The organism is Amycolatopsis sp. FU40 (assembly GCF_021903635.1).
Classification (GTDB): Bacteria; Actinomycetota; Actinomycetes; order Mycobacteriales; family Pseudonocardiaceae; genus Amycolatopsis; species Amycolatopsis dendrobii.
Window position 1 is genome coordinate 4,812,810 of the sequence record NZ_CP091381.1, and the last position, 23,843, is coordinate 4,836,652.

Sequence of the window (23,843 nt, forward strand, 5' to 3'; positions counted from 1 at the left end):
ATAAACACTCACGACGGCGTCAGTCGAAGTTCAGGTCCCCGGTCCGGGTGCGCTTCAGTTCGAAGAAGTCCGGGTAGCTGGCCAGCGCGACCGCGCCGTCGAACACCTTCAGCGCGTCCTCGCCCCGCGGGATCGACGACAGCACCGGGCCGAAGAACGCGCTCCCGTTGACGTGGATGGTCGGCGTGCCGACATCCATGCCGACCGGGTCCATGCCCTCGTGGTGGCTCTTGCGCAGCGCCTCGTCGTATTCGGTCGATTCGCCCGCCTCGGCGAGTTCGGCCGGGGCGCCGATCGCGGCCAGCGCCTCCTTGATGACGAGCTTGCGGTCCTCGTTGTGCTGGTTGTGGTAGCGGGTGCCGAACTCGGTGTAGAAGTCGCGCACGGCCTGCTGGCCCTGGGTCTGCGCCAGCGCGGTCGCGACGCGGACCGGGGCCCAGCCCTCGCTCAGCAGTTCCTTGTACCGCTCGGGCAGGTCTTCGCGGCCTTCGTTCAGCACCGAAAGGCTCATCACCCGGAAGGTCAGGTCCAGCTCGCGGTGCTTCTCGACTTCGAGGATCCACCGCGACGAGATCCACGCGAACGGGCAGATCGGGTCGAAGTAGAAGTCCACCGTGGTGGGCTGGGACGAGTCAGTCATTTTTCACGGGCTCCTCGGCGAGGCTGCTCCCCGGCGCTCGCCGAGGGCGGGGCGAACCCCCGCACTGCGAGGCAACGCGGCGGCCCCTCCGCATTGTTCCCTGGTCGCCCCTTCCGGGCGCGTCATGATTGGATGCTGAACGTCGTGCCCACCGGATCCGAAGACCAGAGGTGCCCGTGCCCGCCCCCAACCTGACGCGTGACGAAGCCAAGCAGCGCTCCGGCCTGCTGGACGTGTCGTCCTACGACATCGAGCTGGACCTCACCGACGGCAACGGCCGTCCCGGGGAGAAGACCTTCCGCTCCACCACCACGGTGCGGTTCTCCAGCAGCCGTCCCGGCGAAGCGTCGTGGATCGACCTCGTCGCCGAAGGCGTCCGCTCCGCCGTGCTGAACGGCACCGAGCTCGATGTCAGCGGCTACGCCGAGGAAAAGGGCATCGCGCTGCCCGGCCTTGCCGCGGAGAACGAACTCGTCGTCACCGCGGACTGCCGCTACATGAACACCGGCGAGGGCCTGCACCGGTTCGTCGACCCGGTCGACGACGGCGTCTACCTCTACACCCAGTTCGAGACCGCCGACGCGAAGCGCATGTTCGCCTGCTTCGACCAGCCGGACCTCAAGTCCGTCTACCGGCTCGCGGTGCACGCCCCGCGCGACTGGAAGGTCGTGTCCAACGCGCTGGTCGAAAGCGCCGAAGACACCGAGGACGGCGCGCGCCGCACGCAGTTCGCCGAATCCGAGCGCATTTCCACCTATCTGGTGGCGCTCGTCGCCGGCCCGTACGCGGAGTGGACCGACGAGTTCCGCGACGAGCACCGCACCATCCCGCTCGGCATCTACTGCCGCGCGTCGCTCGCCGAGCACATGGACGCCGAGCGGCTGTTCGTCGAAACCAAACAGGGTTTCGCCTTCTACCACGAGAAATTCGGCACCCCGTACCCGTTCTCCAAGTACGACCAGCTGTTCGTGCCGGAGTTCAACGCGGGCGCGATGGAGAACGCCGGCGCGGTCACCTTCCTCGAGGACTACGTCTTCCGCAGCCGCGTCACCCGCTACGCCTACGAGCGGCGCGCCGAGACGCTGCTGCACGAGATGGCGCACATGTGGTTCGGCGACCTGGTCACCATGCGCTGGTGGGACGACCTGTGGCTGAACGAGTCGTTCGCGACCTTCGCCAGCGTGTTCGCCCAGGCCGAGGCGACCGAGTACAAGAACGCCTGGACCAGCTTCGCGAACATCGAGAAGTCCTGGGCCTACCGCCAGGACCAGCTGCCCTCGACGCACCCGATCGCGGCCGACATCGTCGACCTGCACGCGGTCGAGGTCAACTTCGACGGCATCACCTACGCCAAGGGCGCGAGCGTGCTGAAGCAGCTGGTGTCCTACGTGGGCATCGAGCACTTCCTCGACGGCCTCAAGGTGTATTTCGGCAAGCACGCGTGGGGCAACGCCACCCTCGCCGACCTGCTGGCGGCGCTGGAAGAAGCGTCCGGCCGCGATCTGTCGTGGTGGAGCGCGGAATGGCTGGAGACCACCGGCCTCAACTCGCTCAGCCCGCGCTATGAGATCGCCGCCGACGGCACCTTCGCGTCCTTCGCCGTCGTGCAGACCGGCGCGAAGCCGGGCGCCGGCGAACTGCGCACGCACCGCGTCGCGGTCGGCGTCTACGACGAGGACGGCGACGGCAAGATCGTCCGCACCCGCCGCGTCGAACTGGACGTCACCGGCGAGCGCACCGAGGTCCCGGACCTCGTCGGCCAGGCGGCGGGCAAGCTCGTGCTGGTCAACGACGACGACCTGACCTACTGCCGGATGCGCCTCGACCCGGCGTCGCTGACCACGCTGATCGACCGGATCGGCGACATCACCGAATCGCTGCCGCGCACGCTGTGCTGGTCGGCTGCTTGGGAGATGACGCGCGAGGCCGAGTTGAAGGCTCGCGACTTCGTGACGCTCGTGGCGCGCGGGATTCACGCCGAAAGCGAGGTCGGCGTGGTGCAGCGGTTGCTGTTGCAGGCGCAGACGGCGTTGAACTCTTACGCGGACCAGAAGTGGGCTGCCGCGGAGGGGTGGCCTGCGTTGAGCGGACGGCTGCTGGAGCTGGCCCGTACCGCGGAGGCTGGGTCGGATCACCAGCTGGCGTTTGTGAATTCGCTGGCCGGGGGTGTGTTGAGCGAGGAGATCCTGTCCGCGATCGCGGGCTGGCTCGACGGCTCCGCGCCGCTGCCGGGCCTCACTGTGGACACGGATCTTCGGTGGCGGTTGCTGCAGGCGTTGGTCGCGCACGGGAAGGCCGGTGCGGACGAGATCAATGCCGAGCAGGAGCGGGATGACACCGCTGCTGGCCGGCGGCACGCTGAGCGGTCGCGGGCGTTGCAGCCTACGGCTGAGGCCAAGGCTGATACTTGGCAGCGGGCGATCTACGACGACGAGATCCCGAACGCGGTGAGTGATGCGTTGATTTCCGGGTTCTCGCACCCGGGGCAGAAGCATCTGCTCGGGGAGTACATCGAGCGGTACTTCGAGGTTATCGACGATGTGTGGGCTCGGCGGTCCAGTGAGCGGGCTCAGCCGACGGCGATCGGGTTGTATCCGTCTTGGGCGGTTGAGCCTGCGACGGTGAATGCTTCGGACGAGTGGCTCGAAGGGGATCATCCGGCGGCGTTGCGGCGGCTGGTTTCCGAGGGGCGGGCTGGGATTGTCCGGGCGTTGGCTGCTCGGGACTTTGACAGTCAGGCCTGAGGCTGTTCGGCTGTTCGGCTCGTCGCCTGGCGGCGACATTGCGCCCGGTCTTGGGTTGCGTGGGGCACCCCGAATTTTCATGGTGCTGACGGTTCGGGGGTGCTTGTCAAGGCGGGAAAGATGCCTTGACAAGCACCCCCGAACCGCAGGGCGGCTTCGTATCGGGGTTGGGGAGGGGCTGGGTGCCTCGCTGGGGGGTGCACCGGCTGCGGTGTCGTAGGCGGCGGGGCTAGCGCCCCAATGTGGCATTGGGTGCGTCCCACGCACCCAATGTGGCGTTCGGTGCGTCGCATGCACCCAATGCGGCGTTGGGGCGCAACCCTCGCGGCGGCGGGTGAGCCGTGAAAGGCCCCTCGAGGACCAGCGGCTGGTCGTGAGGGGAACCCTGACGGAATCAGGGTCAATGAGGGTGGCCCGCACGAACGGCGGGGGCAGAACGTAAAAGAGCCGTCCCGCTGGGTGCGGGACGGCTCTGGCGTTTGCGGGAGTATCAGTGCTTCGGGGCGGGGCCTGCCTGGTCGCTCAGCATGCGCAGGGCGTTGACCAAGCCGCCGGTCAGGTCGCCTTCCTTGAAGGAGGCCACCATGCTCGCCACGGCCAGGTTCGCGCCTCGGTCGGGCAGGCGGGAGTGGGCGCGCTCGCCGGTGACGATCTCGATGGCGCGCTGGGCGGGGGAAACGCCGAGCAGCACCGCGTTCGAGGGGTCGTCGGTGGCGGCGTGCAGCTTTTCCGCGCCGGCGCGGGTGTCTTCGCCGAGGTCGCCCAGGTAGATGCTGAAGCCGAGACCGGTTTCGCGCGTCGCGAAGGTCAGGGCCTCGTCGAGGCGGGCCAGCTGCTGCACCGTGAACGGGCTCGTCGGCGCGGCGGGCTCGTACATTTTCGCCGCGGACAGCCTGCCGCTGTTGGTGATGACCTCGCCGAAGGCCAGGTCCTTTTCCGCGACCGCGGTCTGGGTCACTTCACCACTTGCCACGAGCGCCTCCTGCGGCCGTCGAAGCGCCCGCGGGCGCCGCATTCACGTCAACCGCCGGGCCGTGGGCGGCTCCCACGCCGTCCGGGTTGGCGGTCCACCACATCGCGGGGTATTCCCACGGCTGCCCCGGCCGGTACCGCGGCGTCCCCGAGAACTTCTTCCGCAAGGTCGCGGCGCCGACCACGAAGTAAATGGCCCCGGGGATGACCGCGTAGACCAGGATCGTCTCGACAACGTTCACGCCGGTGAGCGTATCGGATGCCTCCCGGAGCCACCGCGCGACACCGGCGTCCGGGGGCGACCGTTCGTCGCCGCTGAGGCGCCGTCCGCCGCTTGGCCCGCCCCCGCTGGAACGTTGGGGCGAAGGGCTGCGGGCCGAAAGATGGCAACTCGCCGTACAGGCGGCCGTACCGGGCGATACCGGCTTGTCCGAACCTTGAAATCCTCGTAGCTTTTTCACCTGTACGGGCCTTGCGCCCGCCTCCCCAGCCCCAGCCCGTCACGCACCGGTCCCAGGAGGACACCTCATGCAGAGCGTCCAGACCCCCGCTCAGGCGATCACCGAGACCATTTCGTCACCCAGCGAGACCGGATTCGTGCCCGGAACGCGGGTCACGTCCGGCACCAGGGTTACGCGGGGCACTCGGGTCACCCGCGGAACCCGGGTCACCGCGGGCACGCGCGTGACGATGGGTACCCGGGTCACCATGGGAACTCGAGTCACCAGGGGAACCCGCGTTACCCGCGGGACCCGCGTCACGATGGGCACCCGCGTCACGCGCGGCACCCGGGTCACGGCAGGCACCCGCGTCACCTGCGGCACGCGGGTCACGATGGGCACGCGGGTCACGATGGGCACGCGCGTCACCCGCGGCACCAGGGTCACCGCCGGAACCCGCGTCACGATGGGCACCCGTGTCACCCGCGGCACGCGCGTCACGCGCGGCACCCGGGTCACGATGGGCACGCGCGTCACCTGCCAGGCCGACTACAGCCTCGCCGCCTGAGCGAAAGCGCCACGTCGAGCAGGTCCACCGGCTCGCCCCGGCCGCCGTACTGGCAGCCGGGGCGCCGACGTGTGCGGGGCTAGGCCGCCGACCCGAGATACGGCCGCCACAGCGGATCGGCCTCTTTGGAATGCGCCAGCAGCCGCCAGTGCGGGCCGTGCGGGGCGCGGGGCACCACGCGCAGCCTCCAGCCGATCTCCGACAGGAGCCGGTCGGCCTTGCGGTGGTTGCACTTCGCGCAGCAGGCGACGCAATTGGTCCAGCTGTGCGGACCGCCCTTGCTGCGCGGGACGACGTGGTCGATGGTTTCCGCGCGCCCGCCGCAGTACGCGCAGCGGTGCCGGTCGCGGTGCATCAGCCCGGCCCTGGTCAACGGCACCTGCGCCCGGTAGGGCACCCGCACGTACGTGCTGAGCCGGATCACCGAGGGCACGGGCAGCGACACCGTCGCGGCGTGCAGTTCGACGCCGCCCGGATCGCCGTGGACGACCTCCGCCTTGCCGCACATGACGAGCACCACCGCGCGCCGCATGGGCACCGCGGTCAGCGGCTCGAAAGTGGCGTTGAGCAGGAGGACCCGGCGCCGCCCCCACGCCGGGGCGACCGGATCGCGGGCTCTACGCTGTCCGGGCGGACGGGATGCTCCCCCTGGACGGGTCCCCGGCCCGGACGGGACGGAGCCGCCGGATGCGGACCCTCCCGGGCAGGCACGCAGGATCGCCTCCGGCGGCAGCTCGGCCATGGCTTGGCCGGCGCCGCCGAGGGGGACGGGTTGTCGGTCTGGCACTCGACCACCTCCACCGGTGCAGGCATAGTCGACCACACATCAGGGCCCCCGCGCACGCGTGTTCTGTGACGTGTCACATACCCGCGACCCGGCGGCCACCCCGCGGCCGCTTGCGCGTCGCGGGGCCAGCAAAGCGAGAAGGGACTTTCCCAGCCAGTGAATGCCGTGCTCAGCGCTCCGCCCAGCTGCATCTCCGAGACCGGGTCGTGGTGCGCCCAGGTCTACTCGGTCACGCACAACGAGTGGCTCGCCGCGTCGGCGGGCTGGCTCGTCACCAAGCCGCTGAAGATCATCATGATCCTCGTCATCGCGTTCGTGGTGCGCTATCTCACCAAGCGGCTGATCGAGCGGGTCACCACGCTCCCGGCCTCGGGCAGCAACGGCAAGATCCCGTCGCTGTTGAGACCGCTGCGCGAACGCGCGCCGGAGATGCTCGGCAGCGCCGTGGTGGAACGCCGCAGGCAGCGCGCCAAGACGATCGGCTCGGTGCTGAAGTCGATGGCGACGTTCCTGATCTACGGCCTCGCGTTCATCCTCGTGCTGGGCGAACTGGGCATCGACCTGGCCCCGATCATCGCCTCGGCCGGGATCGTCGGCGTCGCGCTCGGGTTCGGCGCGCAGAATCTGGTCAAGGACTTCCTTTCCGGGATGTTCATGATGATCGAGGACCAGTACGGCGTCGGCGACGTCGTGGACATCGGCGAGGCCACCGGGACCGTCGAGGCGGTCGGCCTGCGCATCACCACGCTGCGCGACCTGAAGGGCACCGTCTGGTACGTCCGCAACGGCGAGGTGCTGCGCGTCGGCAACTCGAGCCAGGGCTTCGCCTACGCCGTGGTGGACGTCCCGCTGAGCTACTCCGCGGACGTCGACAAGGCCACCGAGGTGCTCAGCGGCGCGGCCACGAAGGCGGTCGAAACGGACGCGCTCTCGGCGAACGTGCTGGAGCCGCCGGAAATGCTCGGCGTCGAACAGGTCACGCCGGAGGGCATCGTGTTGCGCCTGACGGTCAAGGTGCGACCGGGCAAGCAGTGGGCGGTGCAGCGGAAGCTGCGCGGGCAGCTGCTCGGCGCGCTCGAGGAGGCCGGTTTCGAACCACCGCTCGGCCGGTTGCTGTCGTCCATGCAGGACAAGCAGTCGGGCGCGCAGCGCAGCTGAGGCAGGGCAAGATGGAGGTGTGTCGACTGTGAGCGAGCCGGAACCGGCGAACCTGTACGAGGCGGTGGGCGGCGAACCGACCTTCCGCCGGATCATCAAGCGGTTCTACGAGGAAGTGGCCCGCGACGAGGTGCTGCGCCCGCTCTACCCGGAGGAGGACCTCGGCCCGGCGGAGGAGCGGTTCCGGCTGTTTCTCATCCAGTACTGGGGCGGTCCGCACACCTACTCCGACCAGCGCGGCCACCCCCGGCTGCGGATGCGGCACGCGCCGTTCAAGATCGGCCCGATCGAACGCGACGCGTGGCTGCGCTGCATCCGGATCGCGATCGACGAGGAGAACCTGCCCGAGCCGTACCTCAGCCAGCTGTGGGCGTACCTGGAAATGGCCGCGCACAGCATGATGAACAGCTTCGTCTGATGAGACGCAGGGCCGGCCGGCGGCGGCCGGACCGCCTTCCGCGGCCGTCGTGGTGGTCGGACGCGGTGTTCTACGAGATCTACGTGCGGTCCTTCGCCGATTCGGGCGAGGACGGCATCGGCGATCTGGAGGGCATCCGCAGCAAGCTCGGCTACCTGGAGCTGCTGGGCGTCGACGCGCTGTGGCTGACGCCGTTCTACCCGTCGCCGATGGCCGACCACGGCTACGACGTCGCGGATCCGCGCGGCGTCGACCCGATGTTCGGCACCCTCGGCGACTTCGACGTGCTGCTCACCGAGGCGCACCGGCGCGGCATCCGGGTCACTGTGGACGTCGTGCCGAACCACACGAGCAACCGGCACGCGTGGTTCAAGTCCGCGCTGGCCGCCGGGCCGGGCAGCCCGGAACGGGAGCGCTACCACTTCCGCGACGGCCGCGGCCCGGGCGGAGCGGAGCCGCCCAACAACTGGGTCAGCGTGTTCGGCGGCCCGGCGTGGACGCGGGTGCCGGACGGGCAGTGGTACCTGCACCTGTTCGCGCCGCAGCAGCCGGACCTGAACTGGGCCAATCCGGACGTCCGCGCCGATCTCGAGCGCACCCTGCGGTTCTGGCTCGACCGGGGCGTGGACGGCTTCCGGATCGACGTCGCGCACGGAATGGCCAAACCCGCCGGGCTGCCCGACATGGACCCGGACACGCCCGCGCACGGCGGCGGCGCGCCCGGCGATCCGCGCTTCGACGACGACGGCGTGCACGAGGTGCACCAGTTGATCCGCAAGGTGCTCGACGAGTACCCGGACGCGATGGCCGTCGGCGAGATCTGGGTGCAGGACGAGGAGCGGCTGGCCCGCTACCTGCGGCCGGACGAACTTCATCTGGCGTTCAACTTCCGCCTGGTGCTCACCCATTTCGACGCGGACGCGATGCGCACGTCGATCGAGCGTTCGCTGGCCGTGCCGCGTTCGGCGGCCGCTCCGGCGGCCTGGACGCTGTCCAACCACGACGTCTGGCGCGCGGCGAGCCGCTACGGCGGCGGCGAGACCGGGGTCCGCCGGGCACGCGCGATGGCGCTGGTGGAGCTCGCCCTGCCCGGCGCGGTCTACCTGTACCAGGGCGAAGAGCTGGGCCTGCCGAACGCCGACCTGCCGCTTGAGGCGATGACCGACCCGCGCGCCCGCTCGCAGGGCCCGGAGTTCAGCCGCGACGGCGAGCGCGTGCCGCTGCCCTGGGAGGGCACGCTCCCGCCGTACGGGTTTTCGCGCACCGCGCAGACCTGGCTGCCGATGCCCGCGGACTGGGCGTCGCTGACCGTGGAGCGGCAGCTTGAGGAGCCGGAATCGACGCTGTCGCTGTACCGGCGCGCGATAGAGCTGCGGAAACAGCATCCGGCGTTCCGCGGCGGCGACGAGTTGCAGTGGTTCGGCGCGCCCGCGGGCTGCTTCGCGTTCCGCCGCGGCCGGGGCGGCCTGATCTGCGCGCTGAACACCTCGGCCAGCTCGATCGCCCTGCCGCCGGGAGAGGTGCTGCTCACCAGCAGCCCGCTGGTGGACGGCAGGCTCGCCCCGGACTCGGCCGCCTGGCTCGGGTAGCGCATTCGCGGCCTGCCTGAGCGAGCCGGGCCGTCAGCGCCGAGGCCGGCGGCCCGGCCCGGCCGGGTCAGACGCGGGCACCCGCCTCCAGCCCGAGCATCGCGAGCAGTCCCCGCAGGTCATCGGCGTCGCGCGCGTGCTCGGCGACGGTGCGGGCGGCGTGCTCCTGCTGGACGCGCAGGTCTTGTTCGGCGGACACCCGGGCACGGGCGAATTCACTGGTTTCGGCGGACAGCGGACGTCGTTCCGAGCGCATGTCGCTCCTCGTCGAGGTGGAAGGGGCCACCGGCGGCTCCCGCATGAGGCAGACCCGCCGGGGACGACGCCGGCTCGAGCGCCGGCGCACGATGGGACTTCTCGACGGTGCTGACGCTACTCCCCGCCCCCGACCTGCCCGCTCGCGCGTCCCGCCGTGCGCGTCGCGGCGTCCACAGTGGACCGTTCGGGCGGCAGCCCTGGTGAGACCGGCCCGGGCGTGCTTTACTGACGACGGTCGTGTTTTGTGTTCGTGCGGTGGGTACGTCCCGCAGCCACGCTCGCAAGATGTAGCGGGCGTGGTGTTTCTCTTTTCGGAAGGCACACCGTCGGTTGCCAGGCCCGGATGCCGAGGTGGCATCTGTTGTGAGTCCGATGGAGATCGTTTTTATGACGCAAGGCACCGTGAAGTGGTTCAACGCCGAAAAGGGCTTCGGGTTCATCAGCCCGGACGACGGCAGCGCCGACGTCTTCGTGCACTACTCCGAGATCCAGGGCAACGGGTTCCGCAGCCTTGAGGAGAACGCGCGCGTCGAGTTCGAGGTCGGCCAGGGCCAGAAGGGCCCGCAGGCCACCGGCGTTCGCGCCATCTGAGTTTCCCCGGTGTTTCCCCTGGTGCGAAAAGCTTTTCGCACCAGGGGACCCGCGCCGAAGCGGACTTTTCCGCACACGGCAGCCGAAACGGCTCGGCACCCCGGTGCGGCCCGGTGAATTTTCCCGGCCGCACAAGGTCTTCCGCGTCCCGGGAACCCGGACGCGAGATCACCCGTTGACCAGAGCAGGTCGCGACTGGCCTTGAGGCCCTCCCCTGCCTGGCCAGTACGCAACGCACGGCGCATCCCCCGAGGCGGCCCCCTCCGCCTTGCCCGCGCCGCGGCATCGGCCTCGGCCCCGCAGAGCGCGGCGGCCGGACCAGCTCGAGTAGGAGCGTTACCCATCGACACCCAGAGCACCGTCCAGCGTCCCCCGAAATCGCCGCAGCCCATGCTCGCCGGCCGCAAGACCGGCACCGAGGCCTTCCTGGTGAAGCTCTTCGCCGTCGTCCCCCTCCTCGCGGTCGCCGTCGCGGTGCCGCTGGCCTGGGGCTGGGGCCTGAGCTGGCTGGACGTCGGCCTCGCCGCCGCGTTCTACTGCGTCAGCGGCCTCGGCATCACCGTCGGCTTCCACCGGTACTTCACCCACGGCGCCTTCCGCGCCCGCCGCGGGCTGCGGATCGCGCTCGCCGTCGCGGGCAGCATGGCCATGCAGGGACCGGTGATCGACTGGGTCGCCGACCACCGCCGCCACCACGCGTACTCCGACCGCGACGGCGACCCGCATTCGCCGTGGCGCTTCGGCACGTCGCCCGCCGCGCTCGCGAAGGGTTTCTGGCACGCGCACATGGGCTGGCTGTTCGGCCGCGACCGCACCAACCCGCGCCGGTTCGCCCCCGACCTGCTCGACGACGCCGACCTGAAGCGGATCGACCGGCTCTTCCCGGTGCTGACCCTCGTGACGCTGCTCGGTCCCGCGCTGCTGGGCGGGCTCATCACGATGACCTGGTGGGGTGCGCTGACCGCGTTCTTCTGGGCCGGGCTGGTCCGGGTCGCCGCGCTGCACCACGTGACCTGGTCGGTCAACTCGCTGTGCCACCTGATCGGCGAGCGCCCGTTCGAGGCGCGCGACCGTTCGGCGAACTTCTGGCCGCTGGCGATCGCGTCGTTCGGCGAGTCCTGGCACAACTCGCACCACGCCGACCCGACCGGAGCCCGGCACGGCGTCGGCCGCGGCCAGCTCGACATTTCCGCGCGGCTGATCTGGATGTTCGAGAAGTTCCGCTGGGCCTCGCACGTGCGCTGGCCCCGGCCGGAACGCCTCGCCCGCAAGCTCAAGGCCGCCTGAACCCCGTTCGCGGTCCGTGAGGGCCACCTTGAGGGACGCAGAGTCCCTCAAGGTGGCCCTCACGGGCGTCAAGACCGGGTCAGCCGGCGACGCCTCAGGCTCTGCGGACCCGCTCCTCGAGCCGGGTCCGCAGGTCGCCGTGGCTGGACACCGCCAGCACCGGCCCCGGGTTCGCGGCCGTCTCGGCCGAACTCACGACGTCCGCGACGAACCGCCGCACCCGTTCCGGCGCGGGCGTCACGTCGCCGCCCAGCTGGGCCACCGGCTGCGGGGATTCGGCGGGCGTCGTCTCCACCGCCACCGACCAGCCCTGCCGCATGGTCCACAACAGCATCAGATCCCGGCCGGGAAACCGCGGGGACCGGCCGCTCAGCGCGACGTACGCGGTGATCGTGTCGGTGACCTCGCACGACGTGCACTCCACCGACACCCCGATCGCGGCGGCGACCTCGCGCACGTACGCGGCCAGCGCCTGCCGCAGCACCTGCGGATCGTCGGCGGTGGGCAGGGACATCGGGCGTTCCGGACCGGACAGGAGCATGGGTCTCCTCTTCCGCCGCCGCGTCCGCTTCGCGCGGAAACCGGGGTCGTCGAGGCACGCGAAGGCCGGCGGTCGCGATGATCGGGGTCGCACCGGATCGGGCATCCGGCAGCTGGACCGGACTCCGACTCTACCCGCTGGGACAAGCCCGCAGCCGAGATCAACCCGTCTGGCCGCCGCCGAAATCGCTCGATCGGCCGCCTCCGTCAGCGAAATCGGCGCTCGACGTGCCGATCCGCCCGGCAAAGAATCCTATGAGGACAGCCGCGGAAACCGCAGCCGGCACCACGCTCACCCCGATTGGCCGCCGAAATCGCCACCGTCCCCCGACTCCGCGATCGACGTCGCCACCCACGCGGCGAACAACCCCGCCTGCACATACGGCGCGGCCTCGCCCACCGCACGCACCACCGACCGCGCGCGTCCCGGGGCGGGTTCGGCTTCCGGAGCGGGTTCGGCGTCCGCGGGCCGGTCGGTGCGCCACGGCGTCTCCTCGGCCCGGACCTCGGCGAGGAAGTCCGCGGTCGGGTCGCCGTCGGGTTCGGTCATCCGTTCACGATGACACCAGCGGAGCGCTCCCGCCAGCAGATCGGCTCAGAACAGCAGCGGCAGCAACGCTTGGCGCCGCTTCAGCACCGCGCCGTAACGGGCGTCGAGGCGCAGCCACGAATCGGTGGCGGTCACGCGCACCACGTCGCCGTCGATCGACGAGTCGAACAACCCCATCCCGGACAGCGCGAACAGGCACCGCATCTGGACCTTGACCTCGAGGTCTCCCCCGGTGACGGTCAGCACCGCCTGGTCCATCAGCGAGGCGGGCGGCGTGCCGTGCGGCCCGGCGTTGTCGCGGGCGAGCGCGACGCCGCGGTCAGCGAGATCCGACACCACGCCGACCGGCAGCTCGTCGACCTTCTGCCACCGGTCGGACACCGGCAGCTCGGCATGCCACAGCAGATCGCGCGCCGGACCCGGGTCCATCACCTCGCCGCCCGCGACGGCGAGCGCCGCGAGCAGTTCGTTGCCGGACACCGTGACGTCCGCCGGGGTCACCGTCCCCGCGACCGCGCGGGTCGCGAGGACCTCGAACGGCGTGGCCGTCCACGCCTCGACGACGTCGTCGCCCCGGCGGCGCAGCCGGACGGCGGTCGTGCCGTCCAGCCGCACCGCGCGGGCCACGAACGCGCTGAGCGTCTCCCGGTCGCCCGGATCGGGAATCCGCAGCTCAGGCATCGGCCAGCACCCGCTTGAGGAATTCGGATTCCTCGTCGCTGAGCCGGCGCGGCCGGAGGTTGGCCGTGTCGTACGGGGCCAGCACGGTCTCGGCGGTGACCGCGACCGGATCGGTCGCGTCCGGACCGGTCCGCACGACGTACCCGAGCGTCACCGTCGAGGCCTTCAGCTCGGTGAGCGTGATCTCCACGCGCACCGAGCGGCCGGGCGCCGCGACGATCGGCGCGCGGTAATGCACGCCGAGCTTCACGACCACGACGCCTTTCGGCAGCTCGGTGAGCCCCGCGCGCTCGGCTTCGCCGAACAGCACGGGCACCCGGGCCTCTTCGAGCAGCGTCACCACGTTCGCGTGGTTGACGTGCCCGTACACGTCCATGTCCGACCATCGCGGCTGGACGTGGGAAACGAATGTCACCGCACCGTGCTCCGGATCTGGCGCGCGGCCACGGACAGCGTCGCGAGGTCGAGCCGCCCGGAACGGGTGATCTCGTCCAGCGCCACGCGCGCCCGCGAAAGCCGCGACGCGTTGGCCTTCTCCCATTGCTCGATCTGCTCGTCGACGGACAGGTCCTGGTCGCTGTGCCGCAGTGCGTCGAGCGCGATCGCGCGCAGGGAACCGTACACGTCGTCGCGCAGCGAGAGCCGGGCGAGGGCGTGCCAGCGGTTGCCGCGTTCCAGCGCGCTGATCTCGGTGAGCATCTTGTCGATGTCCAGGTGGTCCGACAGCGCGTAGTACAGCTCGGCGGTGTCGGCCGGGGTGTGCGTCGCGTCGAGCCCGACCTGCTGCTCGGCCAGCTCCGCCACCTCGACCACGTCGAGCAGGCCGTAGCTGTGCAGCAGCAGCGCCACCTGGCGGGCGAGTTCGGCGGGCACGCCTTCCTCGACCATCCCGGCCGCGTCCTGCTCCACCGACTCCAGTTCGCGTCCGCGCAGCAGCTCGCCCAGCTTCGGGCCGAGTTCCGCGAGCACCGGGCCGAACCGGTTGATCTCGGCCAGCGGCGCGAGCGGCTGCGGGCGGTTGGTGAGGAACCAGCGCGCGGCCCGGTCGAGCAGCCGGCGCGTCTCCAGCACCATCCGGTCCGCGACCGCGGTCGGCACCACGTTGTCCAGCGCGTCGATCTCGGCCCACAGCTTCGGCAGGTCGTAGACGTGCGTGACCACCGCGTACGCGCGCACCGCGTCGGTGGCGGTCGCGTTCATCTCCTCCATCAGGCGGTAGACGAACGAGATGCCGCCGCCGTCGACCAGCTCGTTGGTGATGAGCGTGGTGATGATCTGACGGCGCAGCGGGTGCTGCGCGATCGCCGCGGCGAAGCGCTCCCGCAACGGGGCCGGGAAGTACTCCGGCAGCCTCCGGGTGAACACCTCGGACTCGGGCAGGTCGGAGGCGAGCAGCTCGTCCTTGAGGTCGAGCTTCACGTGCGCGAGCAGCGTCGCCAGCTCCGGCGAGGTCAGGCCCTCGCCCGCCTTCTCCAGCGCGCGGAACTGCGACGGGGTCGGCAGCGCCTCCAGCTTGCGGTCGAACGCGCCCTTCGCGACCAGCGCGGACACCTGCCGCGCGTGCACCGACACCATCGGCCCGGCGTGCGCCCGGCTGACGCCGAGCACCGCGTTCTGCCGGTAGTTGTCCGCGAGCACGAGCGAGCCGACCTCGTCGGTCATCTCGCCGAGCAGCTCGTTGCGCCGCGCGTGCTCCAGTTCGCCGCCGGCCACCAGGTGATCCAGCAGGATCTTGATGTTGACCTCGTGGTCGGAGCAGTCGACGCCCGCGGAGTTGTCGAGCGCGTCGGTGTTGATCTTGCCGCCGGCGCGGGCGAATTCGATGCGGCCGAGCTGGGTCAGGCCCAGGTTGCCGCCCTCGCCGACGACCTTCACGCGCAGCTGGTTGCCGTTGACGCGGATCGCGTCGTTGGCCTTGTCGCCCGCCGCGGCCTGGCTTTCGCTCTCGGCCTTGACGTAGGTGCCGATGCCGCCGTTCCACAGCAGTTCGACCGGGGCCAGCAGGATCGCCTGGATCAGGTCCATCGGCGCGAGCTTCGTGACGCCCTCGTCGAGGCCGAGCGCCTCGCGGACCTGCGGGGTGATCGGGATGGTCTTGGCCGAGCGCGGGTAGATCCCGCCGCCCTCGCTGATCAGCGAACGGTCGTAGTCGTCCCACGAGCTGCGCGGCAGGTCGAACAGCCGCCGCCGTTCCGCGTACGACGACGCGGCGTCCGGGTTCGGGTCGAGGAAGACGTGCATGTGGTTGAACGCCGCGACCAGCCGGATGTGCTCGGACAGCAGCATGCCGTTGCCGAAGACGTCGCCCATCATGTCGCCGATGCCGACGACGGTGAAGTCCTCGGTCTGGGTGTCCTTGCCCAGCTCGCGGAAGTGCCGCTTCACGCTCTCCCAGGCGCCCTTGGCGGTGATGCCCATGGCCTTGTGGTCGTAGCCGACCGAACCGCCGGAGGCGAACGCGTCGCCGAGCCAGAAGCCGTACTGCGCCGAGACTTCGTTGGCGATGTCGGAGAACTTCGCGGTGCCCTTGTCCGCCGCGACGACCAGGTAGCTGTCGTCGGCGTCGTGGCGCACCACGTTCGGCGCGGGCACGGTTTCGCCCTCGACGCGGTTGTCGGTGAGGTCCAGCAGGCCGGAGATGAACATCCGGTAGCAGGAAATGCCTTCGGTGAGCTGGGCGTCGCGGTCGACCCCGGCGTCGCCGGTGGGCGCCGGCGGACGCTTCACCACGAAGCCGCCCTTCGCGCCGACCGGCACGATCACCGCGTTCTTCACCGCCTGCGCCTTGACCAGGCCCAGGATCTCGGTGCGGAAGTCCTCCCGCCGGTCCGACCAGCGCAGGCCGCCTCGGGCGACCTCGCCGAACCGCAGGTGCACGCCCTCCACCCGCGGCGAGTACACGAAGATCTCGTACTTCGGGTGCGGCTCGGGCAGCTCCGGCACGCCGCTCGGGTCGAGTTTGAGCGCCAGGTACGGCCGCGGGTTCCCGTCGGCGTCGCGCACGTGGTAGTTCGTGCGCAGGGTCGCGTTGATGACCGCGAGCAGCCTGCGCAGGATCCGGTCCTCGTCGAGGCTGGTGACCTCGTCGACCATCGAGGAGATCTCGGCGGTCAGCGATTCCGCGTGCGTCTTGCGGTCCACATCGGACAGTTGCGGATCGCAGCGGGTTTCGAAGAGCCGCACCAGTTTCGTCGCGACCTCGGTGTGCTTGACGACCGTGTTCTGGATGTAGGACTGGGAGAACGGGCTGCGCGCCTGCTGCAGGTAGCGCGAGTAGGCCCGCAGCACGGCGGCCTGGCGCCAGGTGAGCCCGGCGCGCAGGACGAGCCCGTTGAGGCCGTCGACCTCCGCGTCGCCGTGCCACGCCGCGTGGAAGGCGTCCTGGAACCGCTCGCGCACCTCGACCGCCGCGGCCTCGTCGGCTTCTTCGAGGCCCTTCTTGTCGACGCGCAGGCCGAAGTCGTAGATCCAGCTGGCCCCGCCGTCCTCGCGGAACAGCTCGTACGGCCGCTCGTCCACCACCTCGACGCCCATCGCCTGCAGCACCGGCAGCACCTTGGACAGGGTGACGCCCTCGCCGCGCAGGTAGAGCTTGAACCGCCGCTCGCCGGGTTCGGCGTCGGCGGGCAGGTAGAACGACAGCGCGAGGTCGCCCTCGTCCGCGAGGGTGTCGAGCTTGGCCAGGTCGGCCAGCGCGTCCTCGGCGGTGAAGTCCTCTTTGTAGGCCTCGGGGAACACCGCGCCGAAGCGCTGTCCCCGGTCGACCACGGACTCCTCGCCCATCATGCCGATCGGACCGCCGTCGCCGACGCGCTCGCGGCGTTCGGCGATGATCGCCTCGACGAGCCGGTCGTCCCAGCTGCGCACAACGGTGTTGAGGCGTTCCTGGATCCGCAGCGTGTCCGGTTCGACCGCGTTCGACGGGTCGGTGTGCACCATGAAGTGCACCTGCGCCAGCAGCGTTTCGCCGACGCGCGCGCTGTACTCCAGCTGCGTGCCTTCGAGCTCCTCCAGCAGCACTTCCTGCATCGCCAGCCGCGAACGCGTGGTGTAGCGGTCGCGCGGGAGGTAGACGAGGCAGGAGTAGAAGCGGCCGTACGGGTCGCGGCGGAGGAACAGCCGCAGCCGGCGGCGGTCGGACAGCGTGATCGCGCCAGTGGTGGTGTAGAAGAGCGAATCGGTGTCCGCGGAGAACAGGTCCGCGCGCGGCCAGTTCTGCAGGACCTCCAGCATCCGCTGCCCGGAGAACGACTCCATCGGGAACCCGGCGCGGTGGATCACCTCGCGCACGCGCTGGCCGACCACCGGGATGTCGAGCACGTTCTCGTGCAGCGCGGTGGTGGTGAACATCCCGAGGAACCGGTGCTCGCCGGTCACCTTGCCGTTCTCGTCGAACGTCTTCACGCCGACGTAATACGGATAGACCGGACGGTGCACCGTGCTCGGCGCGCTGGCCTGGGTGAGCACGAGCAGCGACGGCGCGAGCGCGTCGACCGAACTGTCCGGCCCCGCGGTGAGGCTGCGCGCGGCGAGGCTGTCCTGGCGCAGCACGCCGAGCCCGGACGCGAGAACCGCGCGCAGGGCGGGCTCGTCGCTGTCCGGCTGCGGGCTGTCGACCAGCTCGTACTTGCGGTAGCCGAGGAAGGTGAAGTGGCCGTCGGCGAGCCAGCGCAGCAGGCGCGCGCCCTCGGTGACCTCGTCGGTGCTGGGCAGCTTCGGCGGGTGCTGCTCCAGCGTTTCCGCGAGCGAGCAGGCCGTCTGCGCCATCTTCTCGGCGTCCTCGACGACCTCGCGCACGTCGCCGAGCACCGACGTCAGCCGGTTGTCCAGCTCGCGCGCCCGCTGCGGGTCGGTGACGAGGTCGATTTCCACCAGCATCCACGATTCCGCGGACGCGCCGGCGGGCGGATCGGCCGGGTCGGCGTCGAGGTGCAGGCCCTCCAGTTCGCCGGTCAGGCCGCGGCTCACCACGACGATCGGGTGCACGATGCGCTGCACCTGCACGCCGTCGCGGGCGAATTCCGCGGTGACGCTGTCCACGAGGTAAGGCATGTCGTCAGTGACGACCTGCACGACGGTCGCGTCGCGCGTCCAGCCGTCCTCGGCGGTGGTCGGGTTCAGCAGCCGGACCGCCGGGCGTCCGGGCATGCGCTGCTCCGCCAGCTGCAGGTGCGAGCGCACCGCGCCGACGAGCGCGGCCGGATCGTCGCCGACGATCTCGTCGGCCGGGATGTGCCGGTAGTACAAGCGGATCAGGTCCGCGATCTCCGGCGCCTGCGCCGCGGCGGTGTCGATCAGCTCGTCCCGGATCTGCTCCGGGCTGGCCGTCGTGCGGCGGGCGGCGCCGGCTTCGGTGCCGACATCGGGCGGGGACGAGACTCCCGTCGAGCTCATTGAGCAACTCTCCAGTGTGCGAGACCGAGATGCGTCCGTCACCACAACGTGCCGGACTTCCCTCACCCTAATCCGCTCTCTACGGCCCCTGTGCGCGGCTGGGAAAGACTTAAGGTTCGTTTCCGGGGTCCCTGACGACGCGCTCGCGCGGGATCGGTTCAGCTACCGGCGGGTTCGACGCGGGCGGTTCCCGGCAAAAGGCTTGGCACGAGGCCGGAGCGCCGGTTTCCCGGATGCGGCGGCCGCTTCGGGATCGGTTCAGCGTCTGTATCGCCCGCGGCGAGAACGGAAAAGGTTGCCTCCCTCCCCTGCGAGAATTCCCACCCGTACGGGCTAATTCTTCCGTTGCGGCGGAGGGAGCCGGGTGCGCCGGGCGGAGCAGCCTGGGTTTCAGGATGGGGCAAGCGAGGGGAGCGCGCAGATCGGCGGGCCGGGTGGTTTGTTGCTGCATGATCTCGGCGCGTTCTGCCAGTGACTGGGAAAATCGCTTGGGGCGGCGGGAAAACGGGGGATCGGCTGGAGTTGCTTCCGCTCCGCTACCGCGGAAGTCCGTGAAGGGCCGCTTGAGGGAATCAGATTCCGTGAGGGTTCCCCTCACGGACCACTCGGAGCCGAAGCCGCAGGACTCTCCCCGTCGACGAGGCTCCCGCACAAGCAGCGCAGGCCGCGCCGGTGCACTTCCGCAAAAGTCCGTGAAGGGAACCCTCATAAACCTCTGGGGGCCAAAGCCGCAGGCCCCCGCGCCGACGAGGTTTCCCGCCAGCAGCGCGAACCGCGTGGCCGCACTCCCGCAGTGGCCCGTGAAGGGCCCTTCACCGACCACTCGAGCCCAAAGCCGAGTCCGAATCGATGCGCGATCCCCTGCCCCCGCCGCGGAATCTGCCCGGTACAGCCAGCATTTCCCCTGCGGCGCAAGAACTTTCCGGCGCGCGTCAGTCGCCGTTGTTGTGGTGGCGGTCGGCGGTCGCGCGGCCGTTGATCGGCTTCGGTTCGTCGTTCGGGCCGAGGCGTTTCACCAGCGCGGCCGCGCTCGCGGTGCCCGCCTGGTGTTCGGCGAGGGCGCGGGCGAGCAGTTCGGCGAGACCGGCGTCCGGCGGCGGTTCGTCCTCCGCGATGGCTCGCGCGTAGCCCTCCGGGAACGGCTGCTCCGACGGCGTCCACGCGTCGACGTCGGACAGCGGGTCCAGGGCGGGCGGCATCCGCAAGCGCGGCAGCCAGGGCTCCTCGGCCGGCTCCGGTTCCTCCGGCCGCGGCGCGGGAGCCAGCTCCGGCTTGTCCTTGGCGGCGGTTTCCGGTGCGGCGGTTTCGGAACGTCCGGGCTCGTCGGCCCGGCGCCGTCCGCCGCCTCCGCCGCTGGCGGTGATGCCCAGCCGGTCCAGCACGGACTTCGCGGCGACCGACCCGTGTTCGGCGTCGTGCCGGGTCTTGCGTCCGCGGGCGTCGCGACGGGCCGCTTCCTCCTGCGCCCACTCGGCGCTTTCCCACAACGGCGCGGCGGGCTCGTCCGCGGGAGCCGGGGCGAGCGGGAGCTCCGGCAGGATGTCCGACAGATCCGGCATCCGCAGCGAGAACCGCGGCGCCTCCTCGGCCGGGGCCTGCGCTTCGTCAGCCGCCCGCGACGGACGGACCGGCGTCTCCTCAGGCTTCGTCTTCTCTTCCCGACGGGCGGGCGCGTCCTCAGCCGACCGCCGCGCGGCCGGCGGCTTCTCCGGCCAGCGGACCGACGTCTCCTCAGCAGGCTGCGCCCGGCGACGACCCGGCGCGGCCTCAGCGACCGGGCTCGGCACCGAAACGTCCTTGGCGGCCCGCGCCCCGGCAGCGCTCTCCGCAGCCTCCGTCCGACGCACCGCCGCAACGCTCGCCGCGTCGTTCGTTCGCTGCACCGCCGCAGCGCTCTCCGCGACCGGCACCGGCCGTTCCGACGCTGCCCGCGAGGCCTCCGCCCGGCTGACCGGCTCCACAGCCGCCCGCTTCCGCGGCGCAGGCGCGTCGGCGCTCTTCCGCCCGAACGGCCGCGCCCATCCGGGCAGCACCGGCGGCTTGCGGTCCTCAGCCCGCCGCCGTCCGCCGGTCCGCGGAGTCTCCTCGGCCTCTTCCCGGATCGCCGGAAGCACTGAGGTCTGCTCGACCTCCGCCTCCGCCGCGGCCCGCCGGAACGACCACGCGGGCTTCTTGTCCGCCGCCTCGATCAAGGCCGCGGCCGAACCCGGCACCGCAGGCACCTCGACCTGCGCCGGGACGACCGGCAGCGGAGCCGCGACCGGGCCCGGCCGCTCGGCGGGGACGTCGCGGATCGCCGGCATCACCGAGGTCTCCTCGGCCGCGACCCGCGGCTCGACCTCCATCGACACCGGGCGCCCGTCGCGCGGGGCGGACGCGGCGAGGACGTCGTCGAGGTCCATCGACGCGACCGACTCGGCGCCCAGTTCGCCCGCGATCAGCCCGCAGGCCTGGCGCCGGGCCCGCGCGTGCACGTGTTCGGCGGCCCGCGCCCGGTGCAGGCATCCGATGGCCTCTTCCGCGCTGCCGAACCGTTCCTCGATCTGCGCCAGCTCCAGCCACAACCGCGCGGTGACCGCCGCGAGCCCGTGCCGGTCGGCGGCCGCGACGGCCTCCCCCACCAGCTCGGCAGCGGCGTCGCCGGCGCCGGAGGGCAAGTGGATGCGCGTCGCCACCGCCAGCCGCAGCCACGCCGCGGGCGCGACCCCGGCGGCACGGACCGGTTCCCGCAGCACGGGCTCGGCGATGTCGTAAGCCATGTCCGCGTCGCCGCGGTCGAGCAGCGTGCTGACCAGTTGCAGCACGAGCCGGATCCGGACGAGACCGCCGTCGTCGCCGGGACGGTCCATCTTCTCCAGGAACCCGAGTCCGGTGCGCGCGGCGTCCGCGGCCGCGGTGAGGTCGCCGTGCCTGCGCCGGTGCGCCGCGGTTCCGTTGCGCAGCAGCGCCCGCATCAGCAGCCGGTCGTCCGCGTCGAGCGAATCGTCGGCCACCAGCAGCCGGTCCGCCTCGACGAGCACCCGGTCCAGTTCCGTCTTCCGGCCGAACTGGGCGAGGCATCCGACGAGATGGCACAGCGCTTCCGCGCGCAGCGACGGCGGCACGTCCTCCGACAGCACCGGCCGCAGCGCGGCCAGCCCCATCAGCGGAACGCCGAGACTGCGCGCGCAGATCGCCAGGTCGACGCGCAGCCGCGCCGCCGTCGTGGCGTACCCGGCGTGCTCAGCCGCGCGCAAGGCCGCGACCGCGCGGCCGACCGTGGACGTCCGCGCCCCGGTCCGCACGCGAGCGGACACCACGAGCGCTTCCGCCCGGATCCAGTGCCCGTCCGCGCCCGCCGTCTCCGCGAGCGCGGCCGAGCGTTCGCCGAGGACCAGCGACAGCTCGGGCGCGCGGAAGCGCAGCGATTCCGCCCGGTCGATGAGCCGACCGAGGTCGGCGAGGGTCCCGCCACTGGCAACGGCGGGCCGCCCGTCCGCGGTCGCGGACGGGCTGGGCCGGTTGTGCCTGCTGGTTTCCACTCGGGACCCCCGCGCCGGTCAGTCGCGCTTCAGCTTGCGGTGGGTGACCCGGTGCGGACGAGCCGCTTCGGCGCCGAGGCGCTCGACCTTGTTCTTCTCGTAGCCCTCGAAGTTGCCCTCGAACCAGAACCACTTCGCCGGGTCCTCGTCGGTGCCTTCCCAGGCGAGGATGTGCGTCGCGACCCGGTCGAGGAACCACCGGTCGTGGGAGATCACGACGGCGCAGCCGGGGAACTGCTCGAGCGCGTTCTCCAGCGAGCCCAGCGTTTCGACGTCCAGGTCGTTCGTCGGCTCGTCCAGCAGGATCAGGTTCCCGCCCTCTTTGAGCGTCAGCGCGAGATTGAGCCGGTTGCGCTCGCCGCCGGAGAGCACGCCCGCCGGCTTCTGCTGGTCCGGGCCCTTGAAGCCGAACGCGCTCACGTAAGCGCGCGAGGGCATTTCGGTCTGCCCGACGTGGATGTAGTCGAGCTTGTCCGAGACGACCTCCCACACGGTCTTCTTCGGGTCGATCCCGCCGCGGCTCTGGTCCACATAGGACAGTTTGACCGTCTCGCCGATCTTGACCGAGCCGCCGTCCGGCTCCTCGAGCCCGACGATGGTCTTGAACAGCGTGGTCTTGCCGACGCCGTTCGGGCCGATCACGCCGACGATGCCGTTGCGCGGCAGGTCGAACGAGAGCCCGTCGATCAGCACGCGGTCGTCGAAGCCCTTGCGCAGCTTCTCGACCTCGACCACGACGCTGCCCAGGCGCGGGCCCGGCGGGATCTGGATCTCCTCGAAGTCGAGCTTGCGGTGCTTGTCCGCCTCCGCGGCCATCTCCTCGTAGCGGTCGAGCCGCGAACGGGACTTGGTCTGGCGCGCCTTGGCGTTGGACCGCACCCATTCCAGCTCGCTCTTGAGCCGCTTGGCCAGCTTGGCGTCCTTCTTGCCCTGGACCTCGAGCCGCTCGCGCTTCTTCTCCAGGTACGTGGAGTAGTTGCCCTCGTAGCCGACGACGCGGCCGCGGTCGAGCTCCATGATCCACTCGGCGACGTTGTCCAGGAAGTACCGGTCGTGCGTGACGGCGAGGACGGCGCCCTTGTAGGTGGCCAGGAACTGCTCCAGCCACAGCACGCTTTCGGCGTCCAGGTGGTTGGTGGGCTCGTCGAGCAGCAGCAGGTCGGGCGCGGACAGCAGCAGCTTGCACAGCGCGACGCGGCGGCGCTCGCCGCCGGAGAGGTGGGTGACCGGCTCGTCCGGCGGCGGGCAGCGCAGGGCGTCCATCGCCTGCTCGACGGTCGAGTCGAGCTCCCAGGCGTCGGCGTGGTCCAGCTCCTCCTGAAGCTGGCCCATCTCCTCCATCAGCGCGTCGCTGTAGTCGGTCGCCATCTGCTCGGCGATCTCGTTGTAGCGGTCGAGCTTCTTCTTGGTGTCGCCGAGCCCCTCCTCGACGTTCTGCCGGACGGTCTTGGTCTCGTCCAGCTCCGGCTCCTGCATGAGGATGCCGACGCTCGCGCCCGGCTGCAGGAAAGCCTCGCCGTTGCTGGCCTGCTCGATCCCCGCCATGATCTTGAGAACGGTCGACTTGCCGGCGCCGTTCGGGCCCACGACGCCGATCTTGGCTCCGGGGTAGAACGCGGTGCTCACGTCGTCGAGGATCACCTTGTCCCCGACGGTCTTGCGCACCTTCTTCATGGTGTAGATGAACTCGGCCATGCCATCGATC

Annotated in this window: 20 protein-coding genes; 7 read left to right on the forward strand and 13 right to left on the reverse strand. The window is 70.9% G+C overall.

Features of this window, described 5'->3' with window-relative positions; genetic code table 11:
* Window positions 1-19 precede the first annotated feature (19 nt).
* The gene (locus tag L3Q65_RS23045; RefSeq protein WP_182894012.1) at window positions 20-640 is read right to left on the reverse strand and encodes a DsbA family protein; all 621 of its coding nucleotides are present in this window, start codon (window positions 638-640) and stop codon (window positions 20-22) included.
* Window positions 641-816: 176 nt separating this feature from the next.
* On the opposite strand from L3Q65_RS23045, the gene pepN reads away from it, so the two are divergent.
* Complete coding sequence (pepN, locus tag L3Q65_RS23050) at window positions 817-3,384, forward strand: aminopeptidase N (RefSeq protein WP_237600779.1); 2,568 nt, start codon at window positions 817-819, stop codon at window positions 3,382-3,384.
* A gap of 490 nt (window positions 3,385-3,874) precedes the next feature.
* Here the strand turns inward: pepN and L3Q65_RS23055 are convergent, their stop codons facing one another.
* From L3Q65_RS23055 to L3Q65_RS23065, 3 genes are all read right to left on the reverse strand, one after another.
* Window positions 3,875-4,357 carry a DUF5130 family protein gene (locus L3Q65_RS23055; RefSeq protein WP_182894010.1) on the reverse strand — a complete coding sequence of 161 codons (483 nt, stop codon included), beginning with the start codon at window positions 4,355-4,357 and terminating at the stop codon, window positions 3,875-3,877.
* Complete coding sequence (locus tag L3Q65_RS23060) at window positions 4,344-4,598, reverse strand: hypothetical protein (protein ID WP_182894009.1); 255 nt, start codon at window positions 4,596-4,598, stop codon at window positions 4,344-4,346. The genes L3Q65_RS23055 and L3Q65_RS23060 overlap by 14 nt, the downstream gene beginning before the upstream one ends.
* Before the next feature lie 309 nt (window positions 4,599-4,907).
* Complete coding sequence (locus L3Q65_RS23065; protein WP_199785999.1) at window positions 4,908-5,063, reverse strand: hypothetical protein; 156 nt, start codon at window positions 5,061-5,063, stop codon at window positions 4,908-4,910.
* Between the two features lies 1 nt (window position 5,064).
* Between L3Q65_RS23065 and L3Q65_RS23070 the strand changes: the two genes are divergently transcribed.
* A complete protein-coding gene (locus L3Q65_RS23070; protein WP_237600780.1) occupies window positions 5,065-5,364 on the forward strand; it encodes a hypothetical protein in 300 nt (99 codons plus the stop codon).
* 79 nt (window positions 5,365-5,443) lie between these two features.
* On the opposite strand, the gene L3Q65_RS47635 is transcribed toward L3Q65_RS23070, so the two are convergent.
* Window positions 5,444-5,896 carry an HNH endonuclease gene (locus tag L3Q65_RS47635; RefSeq protein WP_050788293.1) on the reverse strand — a complete coding sequence of 151 codons (453 nt, stop codon included), beginning with the start codon at window positions 5,894-5,896 and terminating at the stop codon, window positions 5,444-5,446.
* A 411-nt stretch (window positions 5,897-6,307) separates the two neighbouring features.
* Here L3Q65_RS47635 and L3Q65_RS23080 point away from each other — a divergent pair, with 411 nt between their 5' ends.
* Genes L3Q65_RS23080 through L3Q65_RS23090 form a run of 3 tightly spaced genes read left to right on the forward strand, consistent with a single transcriptional unit; the run spans window position 6,308 to window position 9,316 of the window.
* On the forward strand, window positions 6,308-7,309 hold the full coding sequence (locus L3Q65_RS23080) for a mechanosensitive ion channel family protein (RefSeq protein WP_182894007.1): 1,002 nt from the start codon (window positions 6,308-6,310) through the stop codon (window positions 7,307-7,309).
* 28 nt (window positions 7,310-7,337) lie between these two features.
* Window positions 7,338-7,727, forward strand: coding sequence for a globin (locus tag L3Q65_RS23085; protein ID WP_369806064.1), 390 nt, complete (start codon window positions 7,338-7,340; stop codon window positions 7,725-7,727).
* Window positions 7,727-9,316 carry a glycoside hydrolase family 13 protein gene (locus tag L3Q65_RS23090; RefSeq protein ID WP_182894006.1) on the forward strand — a complete coding sequence of 530 codons (1,590 nt, stop codon included), beginning with the start codon at window positions 7,727-7,729 and terminating at the stop codon, window positions 9,314-9,316. The genes L3Q65_RS23085 and L3Q65_RS23090 overlap by 1 nt, the downstream gene beginning before the upstream one ends.
* 67 nt (window positions 9,317-9,383) lie before the next feature.
* Here the strand turns inward: L3Q65_RS23090 and L3Q65_RS23095 are convergent, their stop codons facing one another.
* Window positions 9,384-9,572: a hypothetical protein gene (locus L3Q65_RS23095; RefSeq protein WP_182894005.1), complete on the reverse strand. Its 189-nt coding sequence runs from the start codon at window positions 9,570-9,572 to the stop codon at window positions 9,384-9,386.
* A gap of 389 nt (window positions 9,573-9,961) precedes the next feature.
* On the opposite strand from L3Q65_RS23095, the gene L3Q65_RS23100 reads away from it, so the two are divergent.
* Window positions 9,962-10,165: a cold-shock protein gene (locus L3Q65_RS23100; protein WP_037814060.1), complete on the forward strand. Its 204-nt coding sequence runs from the start codon at window positions 9,962-9,964 to the stop codon at window positions 10,163-10,165.
* Between the two features lie 390 nt (window positions 10,166-10,555).
* Window positions 10,556-11,452, forward strand: coding sequence for a fatty acid desaturase (locus tag L3Q65_RS23105; protein ID WP_182894004.1), 897 nt, complete (start codon window positions 10,556-10,558; stop codon window positions 11,450-11,452).
* A gap of 94 nt (window positions 11,453-11,546) precedes the next feature.
* On the opposite strand, the gene L3Q65_RS23110 is transcribed toward L3Q65_RS23105, so the two are convergent.
* The 7 genes from L3Q65_RS23110 to ettA form a co-directional block, all read right to left on the reverse strand.
* Complete coding sequence (locus tag L3Q65_RS23110; RefSeq protein ID WP_237600781.1) at window positions 11,547-11,993, reverse strand: DUF6292 family protein; 447 nt, start codon at window positions 11,991-11,993, stop codon at window positions 11,547-11,549.
* Window positions 11,994-12,284: 291 nt separating this feature from the next.
* Window positions 12,285-12,542, reverse strand: a complete 258-nt coding sequence (locus L3Q65_RS23115) for a hypothetical protein (RefSeq protein WP_182894003.1) — start codon at window positions 12,540-12,542, stop codon at window positions 12,285-12,287.
* Window positions 12,543-12,587: 45 nt separating this feature from the next.
* The gene (locus L3Q65_RS23120) at window positions 12,588-13,223 is read right to left on the reverse strand and encodes a hypothetical protein (protein WP_134663134.1); all 636 of its coding nucleotides are present in this window, start codon (window positions 13,221-13,223) and stop codon (window positions 12,588-12,590) included.
* A complete protein-coding gene (locus L3Q65_RS23125; RefSeq protein WP_037814068.1) occupies window positions 13,216-13,638 on the reverse strand; it encodes a thioesterase family protein in 423 nt (140 codons plus the stop codon). The genes L3Q65_RS23120 and L3Q65_RS23125 overlap by 8 nt, the downstream gene beginning before the upstream one ends.
* Complete coding sequence (locus L3Q65_RS23130; protein WP_237600782.1) at window positions 13,635-18,617, reverse strand: NAD-glutamate dehydrogenase; 4,983 nt, start codon at window positions 18,615-18,617, stop codon at window positions 13,635-13,637. The genes L3Q65_RS23125 and L3Q65_RS23130 overlap by 4 nt, the downstream gene beginning before the upstream one ends.
* Before the next feature lie 932 nt (window positions 18,618-19,549).
* The gene (locus L3Q65_RS23135; RefSeq protein WP_237600783.1) at window positions 19,550-22,138 is read right to left on the reverse strand and encodes a hypothetical protein; all 2,589 of its coding nucleotides are present in this window, start codon (window positions 22,136-22,138) and stop codon (window positions 19,550-19,552) included.
* Between the two features lie 18 nt (window positions 22,139-22,156).
* On the reverse strand, window positions 22,157-23,833 hold the full coding sequence (gene ettA / locus L3Q65_RS23140) for an energy-dependent translational throttle protein EttA (protein ID WP_182894000.1): 1,677 nt from the start codon (window positions 23,831-23,833) through the stop codon (window positions 22,157-22,159).
* Window positions 23,834-23,843 lie beyond the last annotated feature (10 nt).